Below are 17,657 nucleotides of genomic sequence, written 5' to 3'. Positions count from 1 at the left end.
GGGTTCTTCACTAGCTGGCGAAGTAGAGATCCGAATGCGCCGCGCAGCGTGGGTTGAACGGAGCGGCGCATTTCGGACATTCATCGACGCTCTTGTACGTCACGATCGTCAGTTCGGTCCAGCACATTCCGCAGAGGATGGCGGGCTGGTTCCACTGTTCGCGCGGCCACTGCTGCGCGGGATGATCCGCGGTCTCGGAGTGGCACAGGTGGCAGGGAAAGTAGCGGTCGCAGCAGGCGAAGCGGATGGCGATGATGTCGAGATCGGTGGCGTAGTGCACGCACCGAATGTGTTCATCGGCGGTCTTGCCGAATACTTCGGGGGTCCGCGTCATTGCTTGCCCATCCTTCCTAGCTGTCGCGACTAGGGCTGGTCCCGGTCAGATCCAGCCTAGCCGCAGAGAATCGCTGCCGGTTGGCCGCAGGCAACCGGTCGCACTCATGTTCGCCCGCGTAGAGTGGAAACCCCGAACCGATGAGGATCTATGCCGCAGACTGCCGATTTCGTCCACCCCTTCGCCGAGGTGGCGATGAGCAACATCACCCGTGAGTATCCGTTCGCCTCCCATCATCTGGCGTGGAGTCTGGCCGATATCGTGCCTGCGGTGGAGAAGCACCCCGCATTCGCGAACTCCTATGACTGGCATTCGAGCGTGCACATGCACTACCTGTTGGCGTCGTTGCTGGAGACTGAGGCAGCGCGGAGTACTGATTGGCGCGAACGCGCGATCGAGATCCTGTCTTCGCATCTGAGCGAGGAAAATATGCTCGCCGAGGCAGCCTTCCTCCGTGAGAATCCTTCCTGGGAGCGGCCATATGGTTGGGCGTGGGCGGTTGAACTCAATCGGGTGCTCAATGCCAGTGGCGTAGCGGAGCTGCGGGCATTGGGAAAGAACACCCAGGTGCTCGGTGAGACCGTCTTCGACCTCGTCACCGCATGGCTGCCGAAGGTCGCCGAGCCGGTCCGTCACGGGGTTCATTCCAATACAGCGTTCGGTTTGCGCAGAATTCTCATCGGTGCGCGAATAGCTGACCTACACGACGCCGTCGATACCATTGCGGGTGCGGCCCGTCGCTTCTTCGCCGAGGATACTGCGTGGAATTTCCGTCAGGAACGCAGCGGTCACGACTTCCTTTCCCCCGGCCTGTGCGAGGCTGACCTCATAGCAGAGGTCTTCACCGAAGACGAGTTAGCGACCTGGTTGCCTGGGTTCCTCTCTGAGCTCTCTCCCGAGTCACCGGCTCTTACACCGGTCAAGGTCCTCGACCCGACCGACGGTCAACAGAGCCATCTTTACGGTTTGGGACTCTCAGTTGCGGCATCGGTGATGCGATTGGCTCCGAAGTTAGAGGCGATCGCTGAGAAGTCGGGAGACGAGGACCTTCACGCCCAGGCGAAAGGCATGCTCACCCGAGTCGATTCGCTGATGGCTCCCGGCCTCGAAGCCGCTATCTCGGACGAGTATGTGTCGTCGCACTGGATCGCGACGTTCGCGTGGGAGGCTCTTCGTCTTAATTTGCCCGTGTCTTGAGTCGCCGAATAGTTAACTTCGATAATGCAATCCTGATCAGGAACGACATTGGTTGATCGTTGACATAATCTAAGAACATGGTGAAAGTCATCCGAGTCGTCGGCGCTGTGATCGAGCACCACGGCAGGATTCTCGCTTGCCGGCGCCGCCCAGACAGGGCCGAAGGTGGCAAGTGGGAGTTTCCTGGCGGAAAAATAGAAACTGGCGAAACTCCTCAGCAAGCGTTGTCTCGAGAAATATCCGAAGAACTCGACCTACACGATGCAAAGGTCCGCGATCTAGTCACGCGAGCCACCACCCAGAGCGGCGACAAACGCATCGATCTGGCGTGCTACTTCGTTGCAGTGACCACACTTCCAAGCTCTAGCACCGATCACGACTCGATGAAGTGGTGCACTCGAGAACAGCTCTCCACTCTCCAATGGGCGAGGGCGGATTTGCCAACTGTGGAAAAACTCGCCACCGGCGCACCAACACCTGAAAACCATTCAGACAGGAGCAAAGATGCCCAACGGTGAACCCGGCGGATTGCGCGCAGCCGCGATCGACTGGTTAGAGATGAGAACTGACAGCGGGCGAGAACCACTCACCCGTGAGGATCTCAGCGATTTCCATTTTGCAAAAAGTGAAACGCGCCTAATCGCACCGATGCAGGGCATTTGGAAGCCCGGCAACTACTCGGCCGCTTTGTCTTTTCGCACGTCGTACACAGCACCGGGTGAATCTCCTCCCTACGAAGACTCCACTGGAATTGACGGTCGATTTAGGTACAAATGGCGAGGCACAGATCCCAACCACCCCGAAAACGTTGGACTACGGGAGGCTCTGAACAACCGCCTCCCACTGATCTGGTTCCGCGGAGTTGCACAAAGCCCTGCCCGTTACCAAGTCATTGCTCCGGTTTTCATCGTTGATGAGGAGCCTGAGCACCAACAATTTGTGTTTGTCGCCGCTGAGGATGCGCAAGCAGCATTTGAGCTCAGCGATTCAGCACACGAAACGGTCGCTCGACGCTATCTCAATAGAATGGCGAAAGCTCGAGTGCACCAGCCCGTTTTCCGGTCCATGGTGCTTTCTGCCTATGAGAACCGGTGCACTGTCTGCATGTTGGCTCACCCCAGTCTTCTGGATGCCGCTCACATCGTGCCCGATAATGATGAACGCGGCATCGCCTCAGTCGTCAATGGACTGGCGATGTGCAAAATTCACCATGCAGCTTTCGACCGGTACTTCCTCGGAATTCGTCCAGACCATGTCGTCGAGATTCGACATGATCTGTTGGAAGAGGTGGATGGCCCGATGCTTAAACACGGTCTTCAAGAACTCCACGGCAATAGCTTGATGACAGTCCCCAAGAGTCGGCGACAGCGCCCGGAAAGAGACCTACTCGAGCACAAATACGAGCAGTTCCGGAACGCGACCATGAACGACGTAGCTTAGTTCTGCCCTCCCGGTTCTTCCGAGCTGGACGTTTCACTGACGTCCCGCTGCGGCGAAATCTACCTTCGCAGACTGACCCGTTACATTCATTGTCAAGCAGCAACCGGGGTCTTTGCCTCGTAGAGGGCCCCGGTCTTGACCATCTCGAACAGAACGTTGAGCCGGCGACGAGCCAGGCACATCACCGCCGCATTATGCCGCTTCCCCTCATCTCGCTTCCGGTCGTAATAGGCCTTCGACAACGGGTCATGACACGACGCAACCCACGCCGAGTGGAACAGGGCGTTCTTCAACCGTTTGTTGCCCGCCTTTGACGGGAACTCACCCCTGATTGATGTCCCCGACCGCCGCGTCACCGGTGCGATCCCGGCATACGCCGCCAAGTGTCAGGCAGTTTTGAACGTATTGAAATCACCGGCTGCCAGGAGGATCTGGGACGCGGTCTTAACGCCGACTCCCGGCATGGACGTTAAGACCTGAAGAAGAGGGAGCGAATCAGCCAACTCCTCAGCTTCAGCCTCGATCTCTTTACGCTCAGCTTTCAACGCCTTGATCCTGGCAGCATGCCGCGGCACCACCGACTCCGACGCCTCGCTCCCGGGCACGGTCACCGTCTGCTCGGCCAGGGCGTCAAAGATCGCATCAATCAGGGCCGACGGGTCTTTACGGGTGTGGTTCTTCGCCCACCGCTTCACCCCCGACTTCCCCGCCGTGCGCAGACCCGCGGGACCGCGGTACCGGATCAGCAGATCCAGCACGATCGTCCTGGTCACGACAGTGCCTTTGAAGACCCGTTCCAGTGCCGGGTGGATCTGCAGCAACAAGGACCGCAACCGGTTGATCACCCTCGTCGTGTCGTGCGCGAGGTCCTCATCCGTGCCGGCCAACACTTTGAGGTTAGCCAGCACAACCGATTCCCTATCTACCGAGCGTAGCGTGTGCGGCATCGTGCGCGCGGTGTCGGCGATGATGAACGCATCCCTAGCATCCGTCTTCGCCTGCCCCGGATACAGATCGGCTGCTTTGCGCATCGCCAACCCCGGAAGATAGGCGATATCGGCACCACAATCCCGGGCGACCGCGACGGGAAGCGCACCGATCGTGTTCGGCTGATCAACAATGACGAGCACACGACCGAACCCGTCCTGCAACCTCGTGATCACGTCCCGAAGCGCGGTCTCATCCTGCGCCAGTTCGTGGTCGAAAACCCGCTCACCTGCCGGATCGAGTCCGCAACCGTGATGGCTGGTCTTGCCGACGTCGAGGCCGAACCAGACGTCGTATTCAGTGTTCATGACAGTCCTCCTCGACCATCCAAACCAGTGGCCGCAGGTTTGTCATGACACCCGATGCTGGCACCCACGTTACGACGAGACCTCAGTTCAACTGGGCCGAGCCCCTATCAGCAGTCAACGCGCGTCCTGGATTCCTGGCGGCAACACCCCCCCGGATCATTAATGACAGGGCAAATCAGCCATACCAGGACCAGCGACCAGACCCCGTGCGGGGCCTACGAATAAATATAGGGGCACCCCCCCCAATGTTCGATTCGGCCAATGCAAAGTGGCGTGGACTCTTGCGTACCTGCATGGCAATTCGGCGCTCTTCTATTCCTACCCCGGCGCCCAGGTGCACCACCTCGGACATGCAGGGAACACCACAATCGCCTCCAACGAATCCGAGCTGAAGAATTTCCTAACGGGCATCGCCCTTTCAGGGCCGCGGACGATCGATGTGGATCAGATCGTTCAGGCACTCAAGTGAGAGACTGGCGGCATTGCGGGCTTAGGCCGTTGGCGGGCGACCTGGCCCAGCTCGCTCAGCTGATCTCTCCGCATGCCCTGCAGTCAGCTGCGGGTCGATGCGCAGCAGTAGCTGCGCGGCGAAACGCACATCCGCATCCTCGAGATCCAGATCAGCGATCTCGGCCAGACGTCGCAGACGATAGCGCAGAGTGTTCGCATGCACATGGAGGAGATTAGCCGCTCGGCTGACGTCGCCCATGCACGCCAGCCAGGTGTCGAGGGTGAGCACGAAGTCGGTGCCGTTGTCGAGATCGTAATCGTGCAGCCTGTGGACCGGCCCGGACAGCTGGTCACGCCGCAGCGACACCTGATCCCGCAGGTCCAGCAGCAGAGAGTCGACATAGACCTGCGATAGTACAGCCACCGAGGTACCACGATCTCTCCGATCAAGACCCACGCGCAGGGCTCGACGTGCACCTTCTCTCGCGCTGAGGAGGTCTCGGGAATCCGTGACGATCGGCCCGATCCCGCCGCAGACCCGCACGCGTGTTCCGGCCCGGACCACGAGGTCGCCGACGAATCTCCGTGCCTGCTCCTCCCCGTCGTCAACCGATTGGATTGGCAGTATCCCGAAGATGGTGTCACCTAGCCTCGCCGCACTGGCCTGTGGACGCACCGCCGCGAGATAGACGTTGATGGCGTCGACGATCCGCTGCGCCTCGATGGCTTCGTCCAGCTGCGAGGTCTCCTCCTGATCCACGCCGAGAGCGAAGACTGCGATATGGGACGATTCGATTCCCAGTCTCCTGATGGCGTACTCGGCGCCGTCGCCGCCGTCGAGGGCGGTGGCCAGCAGATCCGCTCGCAGACGACGATCCAGGCCGTCACTTGCTCGCAGCCTGAGCATGTGCAGTGCAGCGATCTTGGCCATGTCCCGGAGAACTCGTGCCAGCTCCTCATCCATCTCATCGGACAGCGCCGCCCAGATCGAGCCGAGGATCTCGCCTCCGGCACGGACCGCGATCGCCGCCCGATTCTTGACGTCGACTCCGTCGACATCGAGCCTGATCGACACCGGCTCGATCGACGAGTACAGCTTCGTGAAGAACCCGGCCGATTGCAGCCTGCGGGTATATTCGACGGGCACCTGACGGTCGAGGATCGTTTCGATGCGCGGTCCGTCCGCGGTGTCCTGGCCCGAGGAGAAGGCGAGCACCCGCGAATTGCGGTCCTCGATCGTGATCGGGGCATCCAGCAGCGAACCGATGGCATTGGCCACGGCAAAGAGGTCCCCACCGGGCAGGCCGTCAATGGTTTCGGTGTCGTCGACCCCGCGCGGGTCGACGAGCAGAGAATTGATGAGGTTGCTCAGCTGCGTCCAGGATGCTCCGGCCACCAGAGTGAACACGGTCATGCCGTATCCGCGAGCGACGTGCGACATGGTCTCCATCAGGTCACGCGGCCCGCGACCGATGAGCACATTCGCACCCGCTGCGCTCATGCTCCGCAGACATCGCCGGACGTCGATCGCATCGGACAGACCGATACCCAGAACGATCGCTCCGGCCGGGATGACCTGATCATCGTGAGGATCGAAGGCAACCACCCCAGTCACGGCCTGATGCGGGTCATCGATCGCGGTGAGCGGGTTGAGCAGAGTCGAGCCGAGGTCATCGAGGACCCGTTCGAGAGTGAGCTGGGACGAAAGTCGCGGCAGCGGCCCACGCGGGGGCAGAGGCACTGGCGAAGCCTGGGTACGACGCGACTGTGCGGAGAGATCAGGCACCATTGGTCCATCCTAGTGCGTGTGCCGCCGCTGGACAGCCGAGTTCAGTCTCGGTCGTCTTCTGACTCATCGACCGTATATCCGCTCGATAACCTCGTCGATCGATGCGATGACTGCATTCGGCTGTTCATGAGTCATCGCATGGCCAGCACCTGGGACGAGTCTCAGTCGGGCATTCGGCATCGATGCCGCGAATTCCTCTGCTGCGGCGTTCTGGCGGTCTCTCATGCGCGCCTCCCATCTGGCGTGCCGCCGGGTGCCCTGCAGCACGACCGCCGGGACTACTGGACCGCCCTGACGTTCGAGGTGCCGCAGCAGGGGCAGCGACGACACGATCTCCTGAGCTTCGCGTCGTCCCGCTCGCGCGCTTCGAGGCGCGGTTAGGTCCCTCCGTCCATGTCGGCGGCGGCAATCTCCGGGGACTCTCCTTCGGGCAGCAGACCACGCTTGAATGCATGCGTACGCCGCAACCTGAACAGCAGGGAGTTGACCCCGAACGCCGCTACGTTGAGCACCGTCATCGCGCCGGACACCACGGTCGCCGAGGTGGCGTCGATGAGGACGAGACCGGTAGTTCGACTGCAATGCAGGCTGGCGAAGACTCGGACGATCGGGCCTCCCCAGCTGTGGCCGACGAGCAGTACCGGACCGGTCTCGCCGAGAGCATCGAGCACCTGAGTGAGATCATCGACGATGCGCTCCAGCGTTGGTCGCGAGTCAGCAGCATCACTGCCTCCGACGCCGGCTCGGTCATAGGCGATGGTCCGGTATCGCGAACTGAGTTCGCGCTGAATGTGATTCCACTGAGAAGCGGCCGAGCCCATGCCGGCCTCGAAGACCACCAGGGGGCCGTCTCCGGTTCCCGCTCGTACGACGCGTATGCGTCGGCCGCCGTCGATGCTGACGAACTCCTCGTCGAGACCGCTTCCGGGGTCGAGCGAACGGTCGGTCGGTCAATTGCCTCGTATCATTCCGATTTCTCCTTCAGGTGCGCGTCAGGCACTGCGCCACCACCACGCCCCTGTGGTTCGGGCGGGACGTTCTCGTCCCATCTCTGCACGTCTTCAAGCTGCTTCGCCACCGCCACAACCGCGGCGTCCTCCTGATGCCGACCGACAATCTGCACTCCCATCGGCAGCCCGCTGGGCGTGAAGCCCGCCGGCACCGAAACGGCCGGCTGACCCGTAAGATTCGCCCATGGTGTGTGGCAGGACCACTCGAGCATCAGGCCGAGCACTCCGTCGGCGCCGTCGGCAGTGAAATGCCCGATCGGCACCGGGGGTGCCGTCGTCGTCGGCGTCAATGCCGCATCGAACTCGTTCAGAGCGACCAGGAATGAGCTCGCATAGGCCGCCTGCATCGCTTGGGCCAGAGCCAGGTCCGCGGCAGAGAGACGCTTCCCGGAGGCGACGAGGTACCGGGTGAAATCCGTCCGTGTCGCTCGACGCCGCTCCGGCACCGCCTGCTCCACTGCCGCCGACACCGTCGCTGCGAACGTCGCTGTGAAGGACCGGATCAGCTCCTCATCGAATCCCGCCGGGATGGCGATCTCGGCGACGTCGTGGCCGGCCTCGCGCAGGACCGCGGCCGTACGGTGAGCGGCCGCGACGATCTCGGGATCCGTGGACACGGAGGAGACTCCGCTCTCGGTCCACATCGCGATCCTCAGCCGCCGGCTCGCCCTCTGTCTGACCGCCTCGGAGATTGGGGTCGAATGGGGCTAACCGTAGAGATCACCCGGTTGGGAATGCGCCATCGCCTCGAGTCCGATCACCAGATCGTCGACCGTGCGCGCGATCGGCCCCTCTGTGCCTGAGGCGAAGAACGTCGAGCGTGGTGCGGTGCTGATGAGGCCTCTGCTGGGTTTGAGGCCCACGAGGTTGCAGGTGGCGGCGGGGGGGTGCGGATCGACCCGGCACTGTCACTGCCGTGGGCCAGCGGGAGCAGACGAGCCGCAACAGCACCGACGGCACCGCTCGCATAGCGTCCGAGGTCGTACGGTGTCACGCTCGGCCGACCGGTCAGCTCTCCGTCGGTGAAGCACGCGGCACCGAACTCCGGGGCACTCGTCTTCCCGAGAAGCACCACACCCGCGGATCGCAGCCTGGCAACAGTCGAGTCATCGGTCGGCGGAACAGTGTCCGAAAGAGCTCGAGTGCCGAACGTGGTGCGCACTCCGGCCGTGGCGAAGAGATCCTTGATCGCCAACGGCAGTCCCGTTAGGCGATCACCCTCACCCGCCGCCAGCCGCGCGTCTGCCCGAGCCGCCTCGGTCAAAGATACCTCGGGACAGACGGTCGTGAAGGCTCCGAGGCGACCGTCCAGTCGCTCGATGCGCTCAAGGTAGTGCCGCGTCAGCTCATATGAGCTCACCTTCCGGCGCCGCAGCGCGTCCAGTTGGGCACCGGCGCTCAGCTCATGCAGCTCAGTCATCGCGTCGGGCCTCCCTGAGTCGCCACGGCCGTGATGGTGTCCGCGAGCAGATCGAGCTCGCTCGGAGTCATGGCCTGCCTGCCGATGAGCCGTTTGTGTATGAGCGGCCCCTCCGCCAGCCCCTGCAGCAGGGCCAGATCGGGCAGTTCTGTGATTTCGCCTCGTCGCAGGGCCCGGGTCACGGCCTCGGTGAGTGGCTGCGAGCGATGTTTCGCCGTGTTCAGGAATGTGACCTCGGCTTCGGGGTCCTTAGGCAGCTCGGCGAGAAATCCGACGAGGCCTTCCGTCCACGGTGCGCGCCAGCTTCTCGAGAGATCGTCGAGGAAGTGGCGGAGATCCTCGCGCAGATCGCCGGTGTCACGCGACGTCACGGGAGGCAGATGGGCCGCGAGGACCTCGGCGACCAGCTGTGCCTTCGTCGTCCAGCGACGATAGACATCGGACCGGTGGGCACCGGCTCGTGTGGCGACCTCGGACATTGACAGCGCATCGAAGCCGCCTTCTGCGAGGAGGTCCCACCCAGACTCCAACAGTCGCTTCTCCAGGGAAGGGTCTTTCGGACGAGCCAACACGTACCTGCTTTCACTACATCATGTTGCGTCAAAGACTAGACGGCCTCTGACATACAATTCAATAGAAGACAGTGTTTTCCCGACCCTATGCGCAGTCCAAGACTCGGTAGGGCTACACACTGTAGCGGAATCCTCCGCATCGGATCCGCGTGCTCCCACGGTGCCGCCCCCATCCATTGGCCACTCGGACAAACTCAGCGAAGCATCGCTGGGCGATTCGACGAGGTGGTGGCAATGGTCACCTTGGAATACTCATGTCTGGAGGTTCTCACCGACTCAGCGAGGAGGGTGGAGTGACAGGACAATCACCGACGACCATACGAACGGCTCCCGGTCGGGCGCGTCCGACACGCGCTTCGGCTCTCGTCAGCCATCCGCTGACGACGTATCTGCTGCGCAGATTCGGCTACATCCTCATCTCCCTGTTCGTTCTGGTCACGATCTCGTTCCTGCTCGTCCAACTGATTCCCGGCGACCCGGCTCGAGCCTCGGCGGGAGAGTCCGCTCCCCCGGAAGCCGTCGAGGCCAGACGAATCGAACTCGGGCTCGACAAACCGCTCGTCATCCAATACCTGGTGTTCTGGAGAGGTCTCTTCGCCGGGGACCTCGGTGATTCGATCAGTCTGCGCATCCCGGTCATCGACGTCATCACCGGACGAGCACCGGCGACGCTCGAACTCGCCTTCATCGCCGTGGCCATCGCACTCGTCTCGGCCGTGTGCCTCGGGCTCATGTTCGGCGCACTCACCCGCTCGGGCCGCCGGTACGGCACCGAGGTCGGCTTCACCTCCGTCACCGCCGTCGTCGCCGTGATTCCGGAGTTCCTGGCCGGCATCATCCTCGTCTACCTCTTCGCCGTCAGCGTCGAGCTTCTGCCCGTAGCCGGGCGCACGGGTCCCGAGTCCTATGTGCTGCCGGTGATCGCTCTGGCGATCGGGCCGTGCGCGGCCCTGACCAGGATCGTCCGCGCCGAGACCCTGACGGTTCTGCGCCAGGACTACATCCGAACCGCACGCTCGAAGCGGATGTCACCGGTCCGTCTCTATGGCCGACACGTGCTGCCGAATCTCCTCACCTCGACCCTGACGATCTCCGGCCTACTCCTGGGCGGAATGATCGCCGGAACCGTGCTCGTCGAGTCCATCTTCGCGTGGCCGGGTCTGGGCGGGGTCATCGTCGACTCCATCCAGGGCAAGGACTATCCGCTCATCCAGGCGATCGTCATCTTCTACGGACTCGTCGTTCTACTCATCAACCTCGTTGTCGACGTGGCTCTCATCCTCCTCGATCCTCGCACCACATTGGACGCTTCATGACCACTTCCCGCAGGCTTCTGGCCGCTCTGCGCACACCGCTGGGAGCACTCGCCGTCCTCGCGTGCTCGGCGCTGCTCTTCCTCGTCGTCTTCGGTCCTCTCCTCTGGGGCTCTTCGGCCGCAGCCACGGACACAACCGCGATCGCTCAGGGCACGAGTCCGGAGCATCCGTTCGGCACCGACGGCAGCGGTCGCGACATCCTCCTGCGCACCCTCGTCGCCGCTCGCCTGTCCGTGACGATGGCCCTGGCCGCCACCGCTGTCGGCGTCTGCGCGGGAATCATCGTCGGACTGCTCCCACTCATCCTCGGCGGCAGAATCGGGAGGTGGATCGTCGCGGGCATCAACATCGGCGTCGCCTTCCCCGGGCTGCTGCTGGCCATCTCCTTCTCGGTCATTCTCGGACAGAGCGGATTCGCAGCGACTCTGGCGATCGCGCTTGCCATGGTTCCGTCATACGGGCGACTCACCCATAACCTCGCCGCCTCGGTCTGGGGGCGTGACTTCATCTCCGCGGCCCATGTGCTCGGCGTCCCGGTCTGGAAGACGGTGCTCCGGCACGTCCTGCCCAATGTCCGCGACCCGCTCATCGTCAACGCCGCAGTCACCGCGGGCAACGCCCTGGTCTCATTCGCGGGGCTGTCGTTCCTGGGCCTGGGCATCCAAGTGCCCCAGTACGATTGGGGGCGGATGCTCAGCGAAGGCATGAGCCGCATGTTCGTCAATCCCGCAGCTGCCCTGGTTCCGGGCGCGGCGATCATCCTCGCAGGGCTCACCTTCGTCCTCCTCGGCGAAGTCCTGGGGGTCGCCCTCGGCACCGGAAACCACGGCTCGGTCATCGCCAGATTCCACCGTCGCCTGAGGGCGCGCGGAGCAGCCGATCCAACCGCAGCCTCCGCCCCTGTCACCGACACCGCAGGTGTCAGTGCAGACACGCCCGGCGCGAGCACCGTCTCTCCCCGCCACGGCAAGGGGGCAAGTTCCCACCCTGAGACCGCGGTGTGCTCCGTGCGCAATCTGCGGGTGAGCGCGCCCGGGCCCAAGGGTGAGCCGAACGACCTCGTCAGAGGAGTGTCCTTCGATATCGGCCGCGGAGAGATCGTCGGCATCGTCGGCGAGTCCGGTTCCGGCAAGAGCCTGACCCTCATGTCCCTTGCTGGCCTCATCGAATCCCCGCTGCATGTGAGCGCCGATGCCGCCCATTTCGACGGGGAGGACCTCACCCTGCGGGCGGACGGGCACCCGAGACGGCTGGACCGGCATTTCGGTGAGAAGTTGGCCATGGTGTTCCAGGATCCGATGTCCTCGCTCAACCCCGCCCTGCACGTCGGCGCGCAGGTGGCCGAGACCGGCCGGCTGCACCTCGGGCTGAACCGAGCCCAGGCCCGGGATCGCGCCATCGGTCGGTTGGAGGACGTGCGCATTCCCGAGGCTCGCCGTCGCTTCGGGCAGTATCCGCACGAGTTCTCCGGCGGTATGCGTCAGCGCGCGATGATCGCTGCCGGGCTCATGGGCACGCCGTCTCTCATCCTCGCCGATGAGCCGACCACGGCCCTCGACGTCACGGTGCAGGCGGAGATCCTCGCACTCCTGCGCCGGATCAACACGGAGGTGGGGACGTCGATCGTCTTCGTCTCCCACGACATCGCCGTCGTCACCTCGCTGTGCACGCGCGTCCTCGTCATGTACCGGGGGCATCTGGTGGAGAACGTCTCCGCAGAGGATCTGCGCGCCGGCCGTGCCGACCATCCCTACACGCGAGCCCTCCTGGCAACGGTTCCGACCATGTCGACGCCCCGGGATGCGCCTCTCGCGTCGATCCCGGACGGCGCGGATTTCCTCGCCGAGGCATCGGCTCTCGTCGAGAAGGAGGCACCATGACCAGAGCACTTAGCTTCGAGACCGTGAGCATCAGCTACGGTCGCGGAGCGCAGACGTTCACGGCCGTCGATTCGGTCAGCCTGCGCCTGGAGCCCGGAGAGATCCTCGGCCTCGTCGGAGAATCGGGGTCGGGAAAGTCGACGCTGGCCAGAGCCGCCGTCGGACTGGTCGAACCGGCTGCCGGGAGCATCCGCCTCGGCGATACCGTGATCTCCCGTGCGACGGGGACAGACCTGAGGGAACGCAGGAGGATTCAGATGATCTTCCAGGATCCTCAGTCCTGCTTCGACCCCCGTCGGACCATCGGAGAATCCCTCGACGAGGCGCTCGTGTCGGCGTATCGGAGGGAAGGCGAACCCTGTCCCTCCCGGCAGGCGCGTGCCGCCCGGGTCGGTGAGCTCCTTGACTCCGTGTCCCTGCCGGGCGAGCGCGCTGCGAGCCTGCCTGCCGAGCTCTCGGGCGGGCAGAGGCAGCGGGTGGCTGTGGCCCGGGCCATCGCGGCTGAGCCGGAGGTCATCCTGGCCGATGAGATCACCTCGGCGCTCGATGTCTCCGTTCAGGGCACGGTGCTCAACCTGCTGCGGGAGCTGCAGCGCGACCTCGGGTTCTCGGTCCTCTTCATCAGCCACAACCTCGCCGTCGTCCGTGCCGTCTGCGAACGGGTCGCGGTGATGCGGGGAGGGCGCCTGGTAGAGGTGGGCGAGACCCTCAGGGTCATGGAATCACCCGATCAGGAGTACACGCGCGACCTCATCGCCGCCGTGCCCTCCCTCTGAACCGGGGAGCAGCTCACAAGGCAGGCAGCCATGGCAGTCGCCTCACACTGCACGCAGCTCACCCGGCAGGCGTATGGGTCCTCACCCAGTCGATGATCTGCTGGTTGAAGTCTCGCCGGTATGTGACCGGTCCGTTGAGAATGAACACGTGCGAGCCCTGCGGATAGATGACGAGCCTCGTGTCGACGTCGTTGCCACGCAGCCTCGAATACCACAGCTCGGCCTGGTCGAGCGGGCAGCGCTGATCCTCCTGTCCGTGCAGGATGAGGGTCGGCATCGTGACCCGATCCACCCGGTGGATCGGTGAGAGGTGATCGAAGGCCCGGCCTCCGAATTCCACCTCGCACAGGTGCGTGCCCATATCGCTGGTGGCGGCGAACAGGTCCAGATCACAGATGAGCCCTCCGGGAACGGCAGCAGTGAACCGTTCGGGATGCTTCGAACTCAGCCAGCAGGTCATGAATCCGCCATAGCTGTACCCGGTCACGGCGACCCGGTCGGCGTCGACGATGCCCTCGGCAATGAGGGCGTCGAGGGGTTCGAGGAAGTCCTTCTCATCGGCTTCTCCCCAGGCTCCCGCGGCGGCACGTAGGAATCGGGCGCCGTAGCCGTCCGATGACCGGGGGTTGAGGGTGAGGATGTTCCATCCCTCTGCTGCGAGCACCTGATGGTAGAGGTGTGCGGTGTCGGCAACACCCGTCCAGGCGTTATGCGGTCCGCCGTGAATGTCGAGCAGAGTGGGAGCGGGACCCTCGGTCGCTTCGGCGCGCAGCAGCCATCCGTGGACCTCGAGACCGTCGGAGATGGGAAACCTCATGCTCCGGGGCCGGATGAATGTCGCCTCGGGCACCGCCTCGTCCCAGAAGCACGTCAGCGCCTGGACGTCCCCGGTCGCGAGGTCGAGCGCGATGAGCTCACCCGGACGGTCGGCGTCACTGATGCGCATCACTGCAGTCGCACCGACCACATCGAGCCCGCTGATGACCGCGGTGTCGGAGACCGGGTGGCGGAGCATCGCCGCTCCCCCACCACCGTCATTCGTCTCCTCGAGGTCCATCGAGACGAGAACGGTCCGCCCCTCCTCGCGGACACAGAAATGCAGCCGCGCACCCGAACCGAAGACGGGAGCGCCCCCGGGATATCCGGGACCGCCGCCCATCACGCCGAGGTCGAGATCCTCAGTGAGCACCGTCAACGCCGAGGTCGTGAGGTCCAAGCGCACCAGCCGTGGCAGTTCGATGCCCTTCACCGTCTGACCGATCGCGATCACTGAGGCGCTGTCGGGCATCCAGACCAGGGGGCCGGCCAGAGAGTCCGCAGCCCAGGGAAAACGCAGGGTCCCGGCCGCATCGTCGGTGTCGACGATCCCGATCTCCTGGGCAGGCACTCCCGCCGAGGTGCCCGCGCAGGTGCGCACGAATGCGAGCCTGCGTCCGTCCGGTGACCACATCGGATCGGTGCTGTTGCCGACGGTGAGGATGTCCGTGCTGTCTTCTCCATCGACAGCCAGGATCCGGATCCGGCTGCGGGCCGTGCCGATCCACCCCGGGCCGTCAACCTTGTACTCAGGCTCGCCGTCGACCACGAGCGGAGGCCGCGGATACTCCAGGGGTTCATCGACCAGACAGCTCAGCGCAATCGTCGTTCCGTCCGGAGAGAACACAGGGGTTCCGAGCGCCGCCACGCCGGAGGTGTGGACGGTGACGTCGCCGCCGTCGATCGGCATGAGGCAGAGATCAGAGACGCCGGAATTCGCTCTGAGGAACGCGACTGTCATCCCGTCGGGAGACAGCGCAGGCGCCGTGTCGGTGTGCCCGCTCGTGAGTGTCCGTGAGGGCCCGCCGCCGGACAGCGGTGCCACACGCAGCTGAGATTCGCTCGGCCCGTCCAGCCGGTTGCGTGTCGCGACGAAGAGGACGCTCTCGCCTCCGGGAAGGATGAGCGCCGAATGCGGGTCGGTGAGCCGGTGGAGGATGTCGAGAACGGGTGCGGTCACGGCAGCGCCACCTCCTGCAGACGAGTTCGGTACTTCTCCACCTTCGCGCGATCGATGTCGACGCCCATGCCGGAGCCGCGCGGGACCTCGACGATGCCGTCGTGCATCCGGATCGTCGTGGTCGTGATGTCCTCGGCGAAGAACCGGTCCGAACCCGAGATGTCACCGGGCAGGGTGAAGCCGTCGAGGGCGGCGAGCGCAGCGTTCGCAGCGCGTCCCAATCCGGTTTCGAGCATTCCCCCGCACCATACCGCGATGCCGTTGGCCACGGCGAGATCGTGGATCTTCCGCGCGGCGAGGTATCCGCCGACCCGGCCGGGTTTGATGTTGATGATGTCGACGGCTCGCAAGGCGATGGCATCCGCGGCGGCTTCCGGGGAGTCGATGGATTCGTCGAGGCAGATGGGCGTGCGCAGCGATGACCGCAGCTGGGAGTGCTGCCGCAGATCGGCTTCGCCCAGGGGCTGTTCGATGAGGAGGAGACCGTAGTCGTCGAGCTTGGCCAAGGTGGTGGCATCGGCCAGCGTGTACGCAGCATTCGCGTCCACCTGGAAGAGCAGGTCGTCGCCGAACTCTTCGCGCACGGCCGCCACTGGAGCGATGTCGGCGCCGGGTCGGATCTTCAGTTTGATCCGGGCGTAGCCTTCGTCGATGTATCCGCCGATCACCCGGACGGTGTCGGCTGTGGAGTCCTGGATGCCGACGGAGACACCGGACGGCACCGAGGTCCGCACTGCCCCCAGATAGTCGTGGAAAGATCTGCCCTGCGCTCTCAGTGCGGCATCGAGGATCGCCATCTCCAGCGACGCCTTCGCCATGGGCTGACCGATGACATGGGACAGCAGGCCCGAGACGCGTTCCGGGTTGAGGTCTTCGCGGGCGGCGAGCGCCGGGGCCAGCCACCGGGTGACCACCTCGGCGGCACCGTCGAGGTGTTCGGCCGAGTAGAACGGACGGTCCAGTGCCACGTTTTCACCCCAGCCTGTGACGAGTGCTCCGTCCGTGGTTTCCACCTGCGCTTCGATGAGGAAGCAGCGCTTATGGGTCTGGGTCATGAACGAGGTGGTGAATGGCGAAACCAGGGGCAGTTCGAGGTGGTGGATAGATAGGTGCTTCAGTCTCATCACGGTCCTTCCGTCAGGCAGTGTCAGCGGTGAGTGGTCAGGGGCGGCGCAAGACATACTGCCCATGGTGGGGGCTGCGGCGGGAGAACCCGGTGATCCGCCAGCCATTGCCGAGTAGATCGGTGAACGCCTCTCTCGTGGCCAGCCGCCAGGTGTGGGCCCGCACCGGGTCCTCGCGCCGCAGGGCTTCGATGTCCCAGGGCACGGCGACGCCGAGGGATTCGGTTCCGACGACCGGCGGGGCATAGGGCGTCGGTGCCCCGCCCCTGTCCTCGACCGCCGGGGTGGCGTCGTCGCCCGTCTCCCACGATCGGGCGGTGGGATCGCAGGTGAGATCCCAGAGGATGAGCATGCGGTCCGAGAGTTCGCCCGCGTTGATCGAATCGGTCATCTGGCCGTAGAAGTCAGGGAGGTAGTCGATCGGGACCGCTCCGAGCCGTGAGATGTTGAAATGGGCGTTGCGGCACACCAGGGGGTCATAGGTCCAGGTCATCTCCACGATTCCGTTCTCCAGGCACCAAGCCCGCTGCCGCAGTTTGATGGCATGGCCGAACCCGCGTCCCGCGGAGTCCGGGAGGAAGCCGACGATATGGGAGTGGAACGGCGATCCGGCTGGACCGCAGAATCCCACTGCGGCTCCGACCGCCTCGGTGCCGTGGCGAGCCAGGAACACCGGATTGCCGGCATGGGTCATGGCGGTGAGCACCGCATGATCGATGATCGGTGTGCCCGGAGTCCTCCAGATCCGTGAGAGGACCTGGGACACGGTGTGCAGATCCTCAGGGGCATGGACTTCTCGGATGTCGAGTCCGAGGTCTGCGCAGCGCGCATCGGCCATGTGCTCGGCCTCGAGCACGAAAGACCGCGGAGGCGCCAGACGAGCCATACTGTGTCCTTTCACCGGTGGAACCTTTGTCCCAAGCTTGTCCCGTGCACACGGGCGGGCACATCGGAGGATCGGCGCAGGGTTCACCCGCGATGTTGTCGGGACCGACAAACCCACTCCGCCGACGACCTGTCCCGCTGTCGACTCGGACGAAGCGGGTCCCGCAACTTTG

15 protein-coding genes and 2 pseudogenes are annotated in these 17,657 nt (G+C 64.1%); 6 read left to right on the top strand and 11 right to left on the bottom strand.

Features of this window, described 5'->3' with window-relative positions:
* Nucleotides 1–10: 10 nt before the first annotated feature.
* Complete coding sequence (locus ACOZ9V_RS01670; protein ID WP_181271379.1) at nt 11–334, bottom strand: CHY zinc finger protein; 324 nt, start codon at nt 332–334, stop codon at nt 11–13.
* Between the two features lie 150 nt (nt 335–484).
* Between ACOZ9V_RS01670 and ACOZ9V_RS01665 the strand changes: the two genes are divergently transcribed.
* The 3 genes from ACOZ9V_RS01665 (at nt 485) to ACOZ9V_RS01655 (ending at nt 2,971) form a co-directional block, all read left to right on the top strand.
* A complete protein-coding gene (locus ACOZ9V_RS01665) occupies nt 485–1,531 on the top strand; it encodes a DUF2891 family protein (protein ID WP_434593044.1) in 1,047 nt (348 codons plus the stop codon).
* A gap of 77 nt (nt 1,532–1,608) precedes the next feature.
* Complete coding sequence (locus tag ACOZ9V_RS01660; protein WP_434593041.1) at nt 1,609–2,049, top strand: (deoxy)nucleoside triphosphate pyrophosphohydrolase; 441 nt, start codon at nt 1,609–1,611, stop codon at nt 2,047–2,049.
* Nucleotides 2,036–2,971 carry an HNH endonuclease gene (locus tag ACOZ9V_RS01655; RefSeq protein ID WP_181271382.1) on the top strand — a complete coding sequence of 312 codons (936 nt, stop codon included), beginning with the start codon at nt 2,036–2,038 and terminating at the stop codon, nt 2,969–2,971. The genes ACOZ9V_RS01660 and ACOZ9V_RS01655 overlap by 14 nt, the downstream gene beginning before the upstream one ends.
* A 92-nt stretch (nt 2,972–3,063) precedes the next feature.
* On the opposite strand, the pseudogene ACOZ9V_RS01650 reads toward ACOZ9V_RS01655, so the two are convergent.
* From ACOZ9V_RS01650 to ACOZ9V_RS01620, 7 genes and pseudogenes are all read right to left on the bottom strand, one after another.
* Nucleotides 3,064–4,266, bottom strand: a pseudogene (locus ACOZ9V_RS01650) (IS110 family transposase).
* Nucleotides 4,267–4,756: 490 nt separating this feature from the next.
* Nucleotides 4,757–6,457: a PucR family transcriptional regulator gene (locus ACOZ9V_RS01645; protein ID WP_434593038.1), complete on the bottom strand. Its 1,701-nt coding sequence runs from the start codon at nt 6,455–6,457 to the stop codon at nt 4,757–4,759.
* Between the two features lie 111 nt (nt 6,458–6,568).
* Complete coding sequence (locus ACOZ9V_RS01640; protein ID WP_181271384.1) at nt 6,569–6,835, bottom strand: alpha/beta fold hydrolase; 267 nt, start codon at nt 6,833–6,835, stop codon at nt 6,569–6,571.
* 47 nt (nt 6,836–6,882) lie between these two features.
* Complete coding sequence (locus tag ACOZ9V_RS01635) at nt 6,883–7,344, bottom strand: alpha/beta fold hydrolase (RefSeq protein WP_181271385.1); 462 nt, start codon at nt 7,342–7,344, stop codon at nt 6,883–6,885.
* A gap of 125 nt (nt 7,345–7,469) precedes the next feature.
* Nucleotides 7,470–8,378: pseudogene (locus tag ACOZ9V_RS01630) on the bottom strand (amidase family protein).
* The gene (locus tag ACOZ9V_RS01625; protein WP_434593034.1) at nt 8,273–8,935 is read right to left on the bottom strand and encodes an amidase family protein; all 663 of its coding nucleotides are present in this window, start codon (nt 8,933–8,935) and stop codon (nt 8,273–8,275) included. Before ACOZ9V_RS01625 ends, ACOZ9V_RS01630 begins: the two are co-directional and overlap by 106 nt.
* Complete coding sequence (locus tag ACOZ9V_RS01620; RefSeq protein ID WP_181271388.1) at nt 8,932–9,504, bottom strand: TetR/AcrR family transcriptional regulator; 573 nt, start codon at nt 9,502–9,504, stop codon at nt 8,932–8,934. The genes ACOZ9V_RS01625 and ACOZ9V_RS01620 overlap by 4 nt, the downstream gene beginning before the upstream one ends.
* A gap of 296 nt (nt 9,505–9,800) precedes the next feature.
* On the opposite strand from ACOZ9V_RS01620, the gene ACOZ9V_RS01615 reads away from it, so the two are divergent.
* From ACOZ9V_RS01615 to ACOZ9V_RS01605, 3 genes are read left to right on the top strand one after another with little or no spacing between them, the layout of a single operon-like run.
* Nucleotides 9,801–10,823, top strand: a complete 1,023-nt coding sequence (locus ACOZ9V_RS01615) for an ABC transporter permease (protein WP_219922299.1) — start codon at nt 9,801–9,803, stop codon at nt 10,821–10,823.
* Entirely contained in the window at nt 10,820–12,703 is a 1,884-nt protein-coding gene (locus tag ACOZ9V_RS01610) for a dipeptide/oligopeptide/nickel ABC transporter permease/ATP-binding protein (RefSeq protein ID WP_181271390.1), read from the top strand. The genes ACOZ9V_RS01615 and ACOZ9V_RS01610 overlap by 4 nt, the downstream gene beginning before the upstream one ends.
* A complete protein-coding gene (locus ACOZ9V_RS01605) occupies nt 12,700–13,479 on the top strand; it encodes an ABC transporter ATP-binding protein (RefSeq protein WP_181271391.1) in 780 nt (259 codons plus the stop codon). The genes ACOZ9V_RS01610 and ACOZ9V_RS01605 overlap by 4 nt, the downstream gene beginning before the upstream one ends.
* A 58-nt stretch (nt 13,480–13,537) precedes the next feature.
* Here the strand turns inward: ACOZ9V_RS01605 and ACOZ9V_RS01600 are convergent, their stop codons facing one another.
* The 3 genes from ACOZ9V_RS01600 to ACOZ9V_RS01590 are packed head-to-tail and all read right to left on the bottom strand — an operon-like array spanning nt 13,538 to nt 17,485.
* Nucleotides 13,538–15,475, bottom strand: coding sequence for a S9 family peptidase (locus ACOZ9V_RS01600; RefSeq protein WP_181271392.1), 1,938 nt, complete (start codon nt 15,473–15,475; stop codon nt 13,538–13,540).
* Nucleotides 15,472–16,599 carry an o-succinylbenzoate synthase gene (menC, locus tag ACOZ9V_RS01595; protein WP_181271393.1) on the bottom strand — a complete coding sequence of 376 codons (1,128 nt, stop codon included), beginning with the start codon at nt 16,597–16,599 and terminating at the stop codon, nt 15,472–15,474. The genes ACOZ9V_RS01600 and menC overlap by 4 nt, the downstream gene beginning before the upstream one ends.
* A 37-nt stretch (nt 16,600–16,636) precedes the next feature.
* The gene (locus ACOZ9V_RS01590; protein ID WP_434593026.1) at nt 16,637–17,485 is read right to left on the bottom strand and encodes a GNAT family N-acetyltransferase; all 849 of its coding nucleotides are present in this window, start codon (nt 17,483–17,485) and stop codon (nt 16,637–16,639) included.
* Nucleotides 17,486–17,657: the final 172 nt, after the last annotated feature.

The sequence above is a fragment of the Brevibacterium sp. 1718 genome, from assembly GCF_051131255.1.
GTDB lineage: Bacteria > Actinomycetota > Actinomycetes > Actinomycetales > Brevibacteriaceae > Brevibacterium > Brevibacterium sediminis.
The sequence above is the reverse complement of the archived record's forward strand: the minus strand, read 5'-3'. Positions and strand labels throughout refer to the sequence as shown.

Excerpts from the sequence above, each read along its gene's own strand:
- ACOZ9V_RS01655 (WP_181271382.1), top strand. The coding sequence starts at position 2,036 with ATGCCCAACGGTGAACCCGGCGGATTGCGCGCAGCCGCGATCGACTGG.
- ACOZ9V_RS01665 (WP_434593044.1), top strand. The coding sequence starts at position 485 with ATGCCGCAGACTGCCGATTTCGTCCACCCCTTCGCCGAGGTGGCGATG.
- ACOZ9V_RS01610 (WP_181271390.1), top strand. The coding sequence starts at position 10,820 with ATGACCACTTCCCGCAGGCTTCTGGCCGCTCTGCGCACACCGCTGGGA.
- menC (WP_181271393.1), bottom strand. The coding sequence starts at position 16,599 with ATGAGACTGAAGCACCTATCTATCCACCACCTCGAACTGCCCCTGGTT.
- ACOZ9V_RS01625 (WP_434593034.1), bottom strand. The coding sequence starts at position 8,935 with ATGACTGAGCTGCATGAGCTGAGCGCCGGTGCCCAACTGGACGCGCTG.
- ACOZ9V_RS01590 (WP_434593026.1), bottom strand. The coding sequence starts at position 17,485 with ATGGCTCGTCTGGCGCCTCCGCGGTCTTTCGTGCTCGAGGCCGAGCAC.
- ACOZ9V_RS01670 (WP_181271379.1), bottom strand. The coding sequence starts at position 334 with ATGACGCGGACCCCCGAAGTATTCGGCAAGACCGCCGATGAACACATT.
- ACOZ9V_RS01605 (WP_181271391.1), top strand. The coding sequence starts at position 12,700 with ATGACCAGAGCACTTAGCTTCGAGACCGTGAGCATCAGCTACGGTCGC.
- ACOZ9V_RS01660 (WP_434593041.1), top strand. The coding sequence starts at position 1,609 with ATGGTGAAAGTCATCCGAGTCGTCGGCGCTGTGATCGAGCACCACGGC.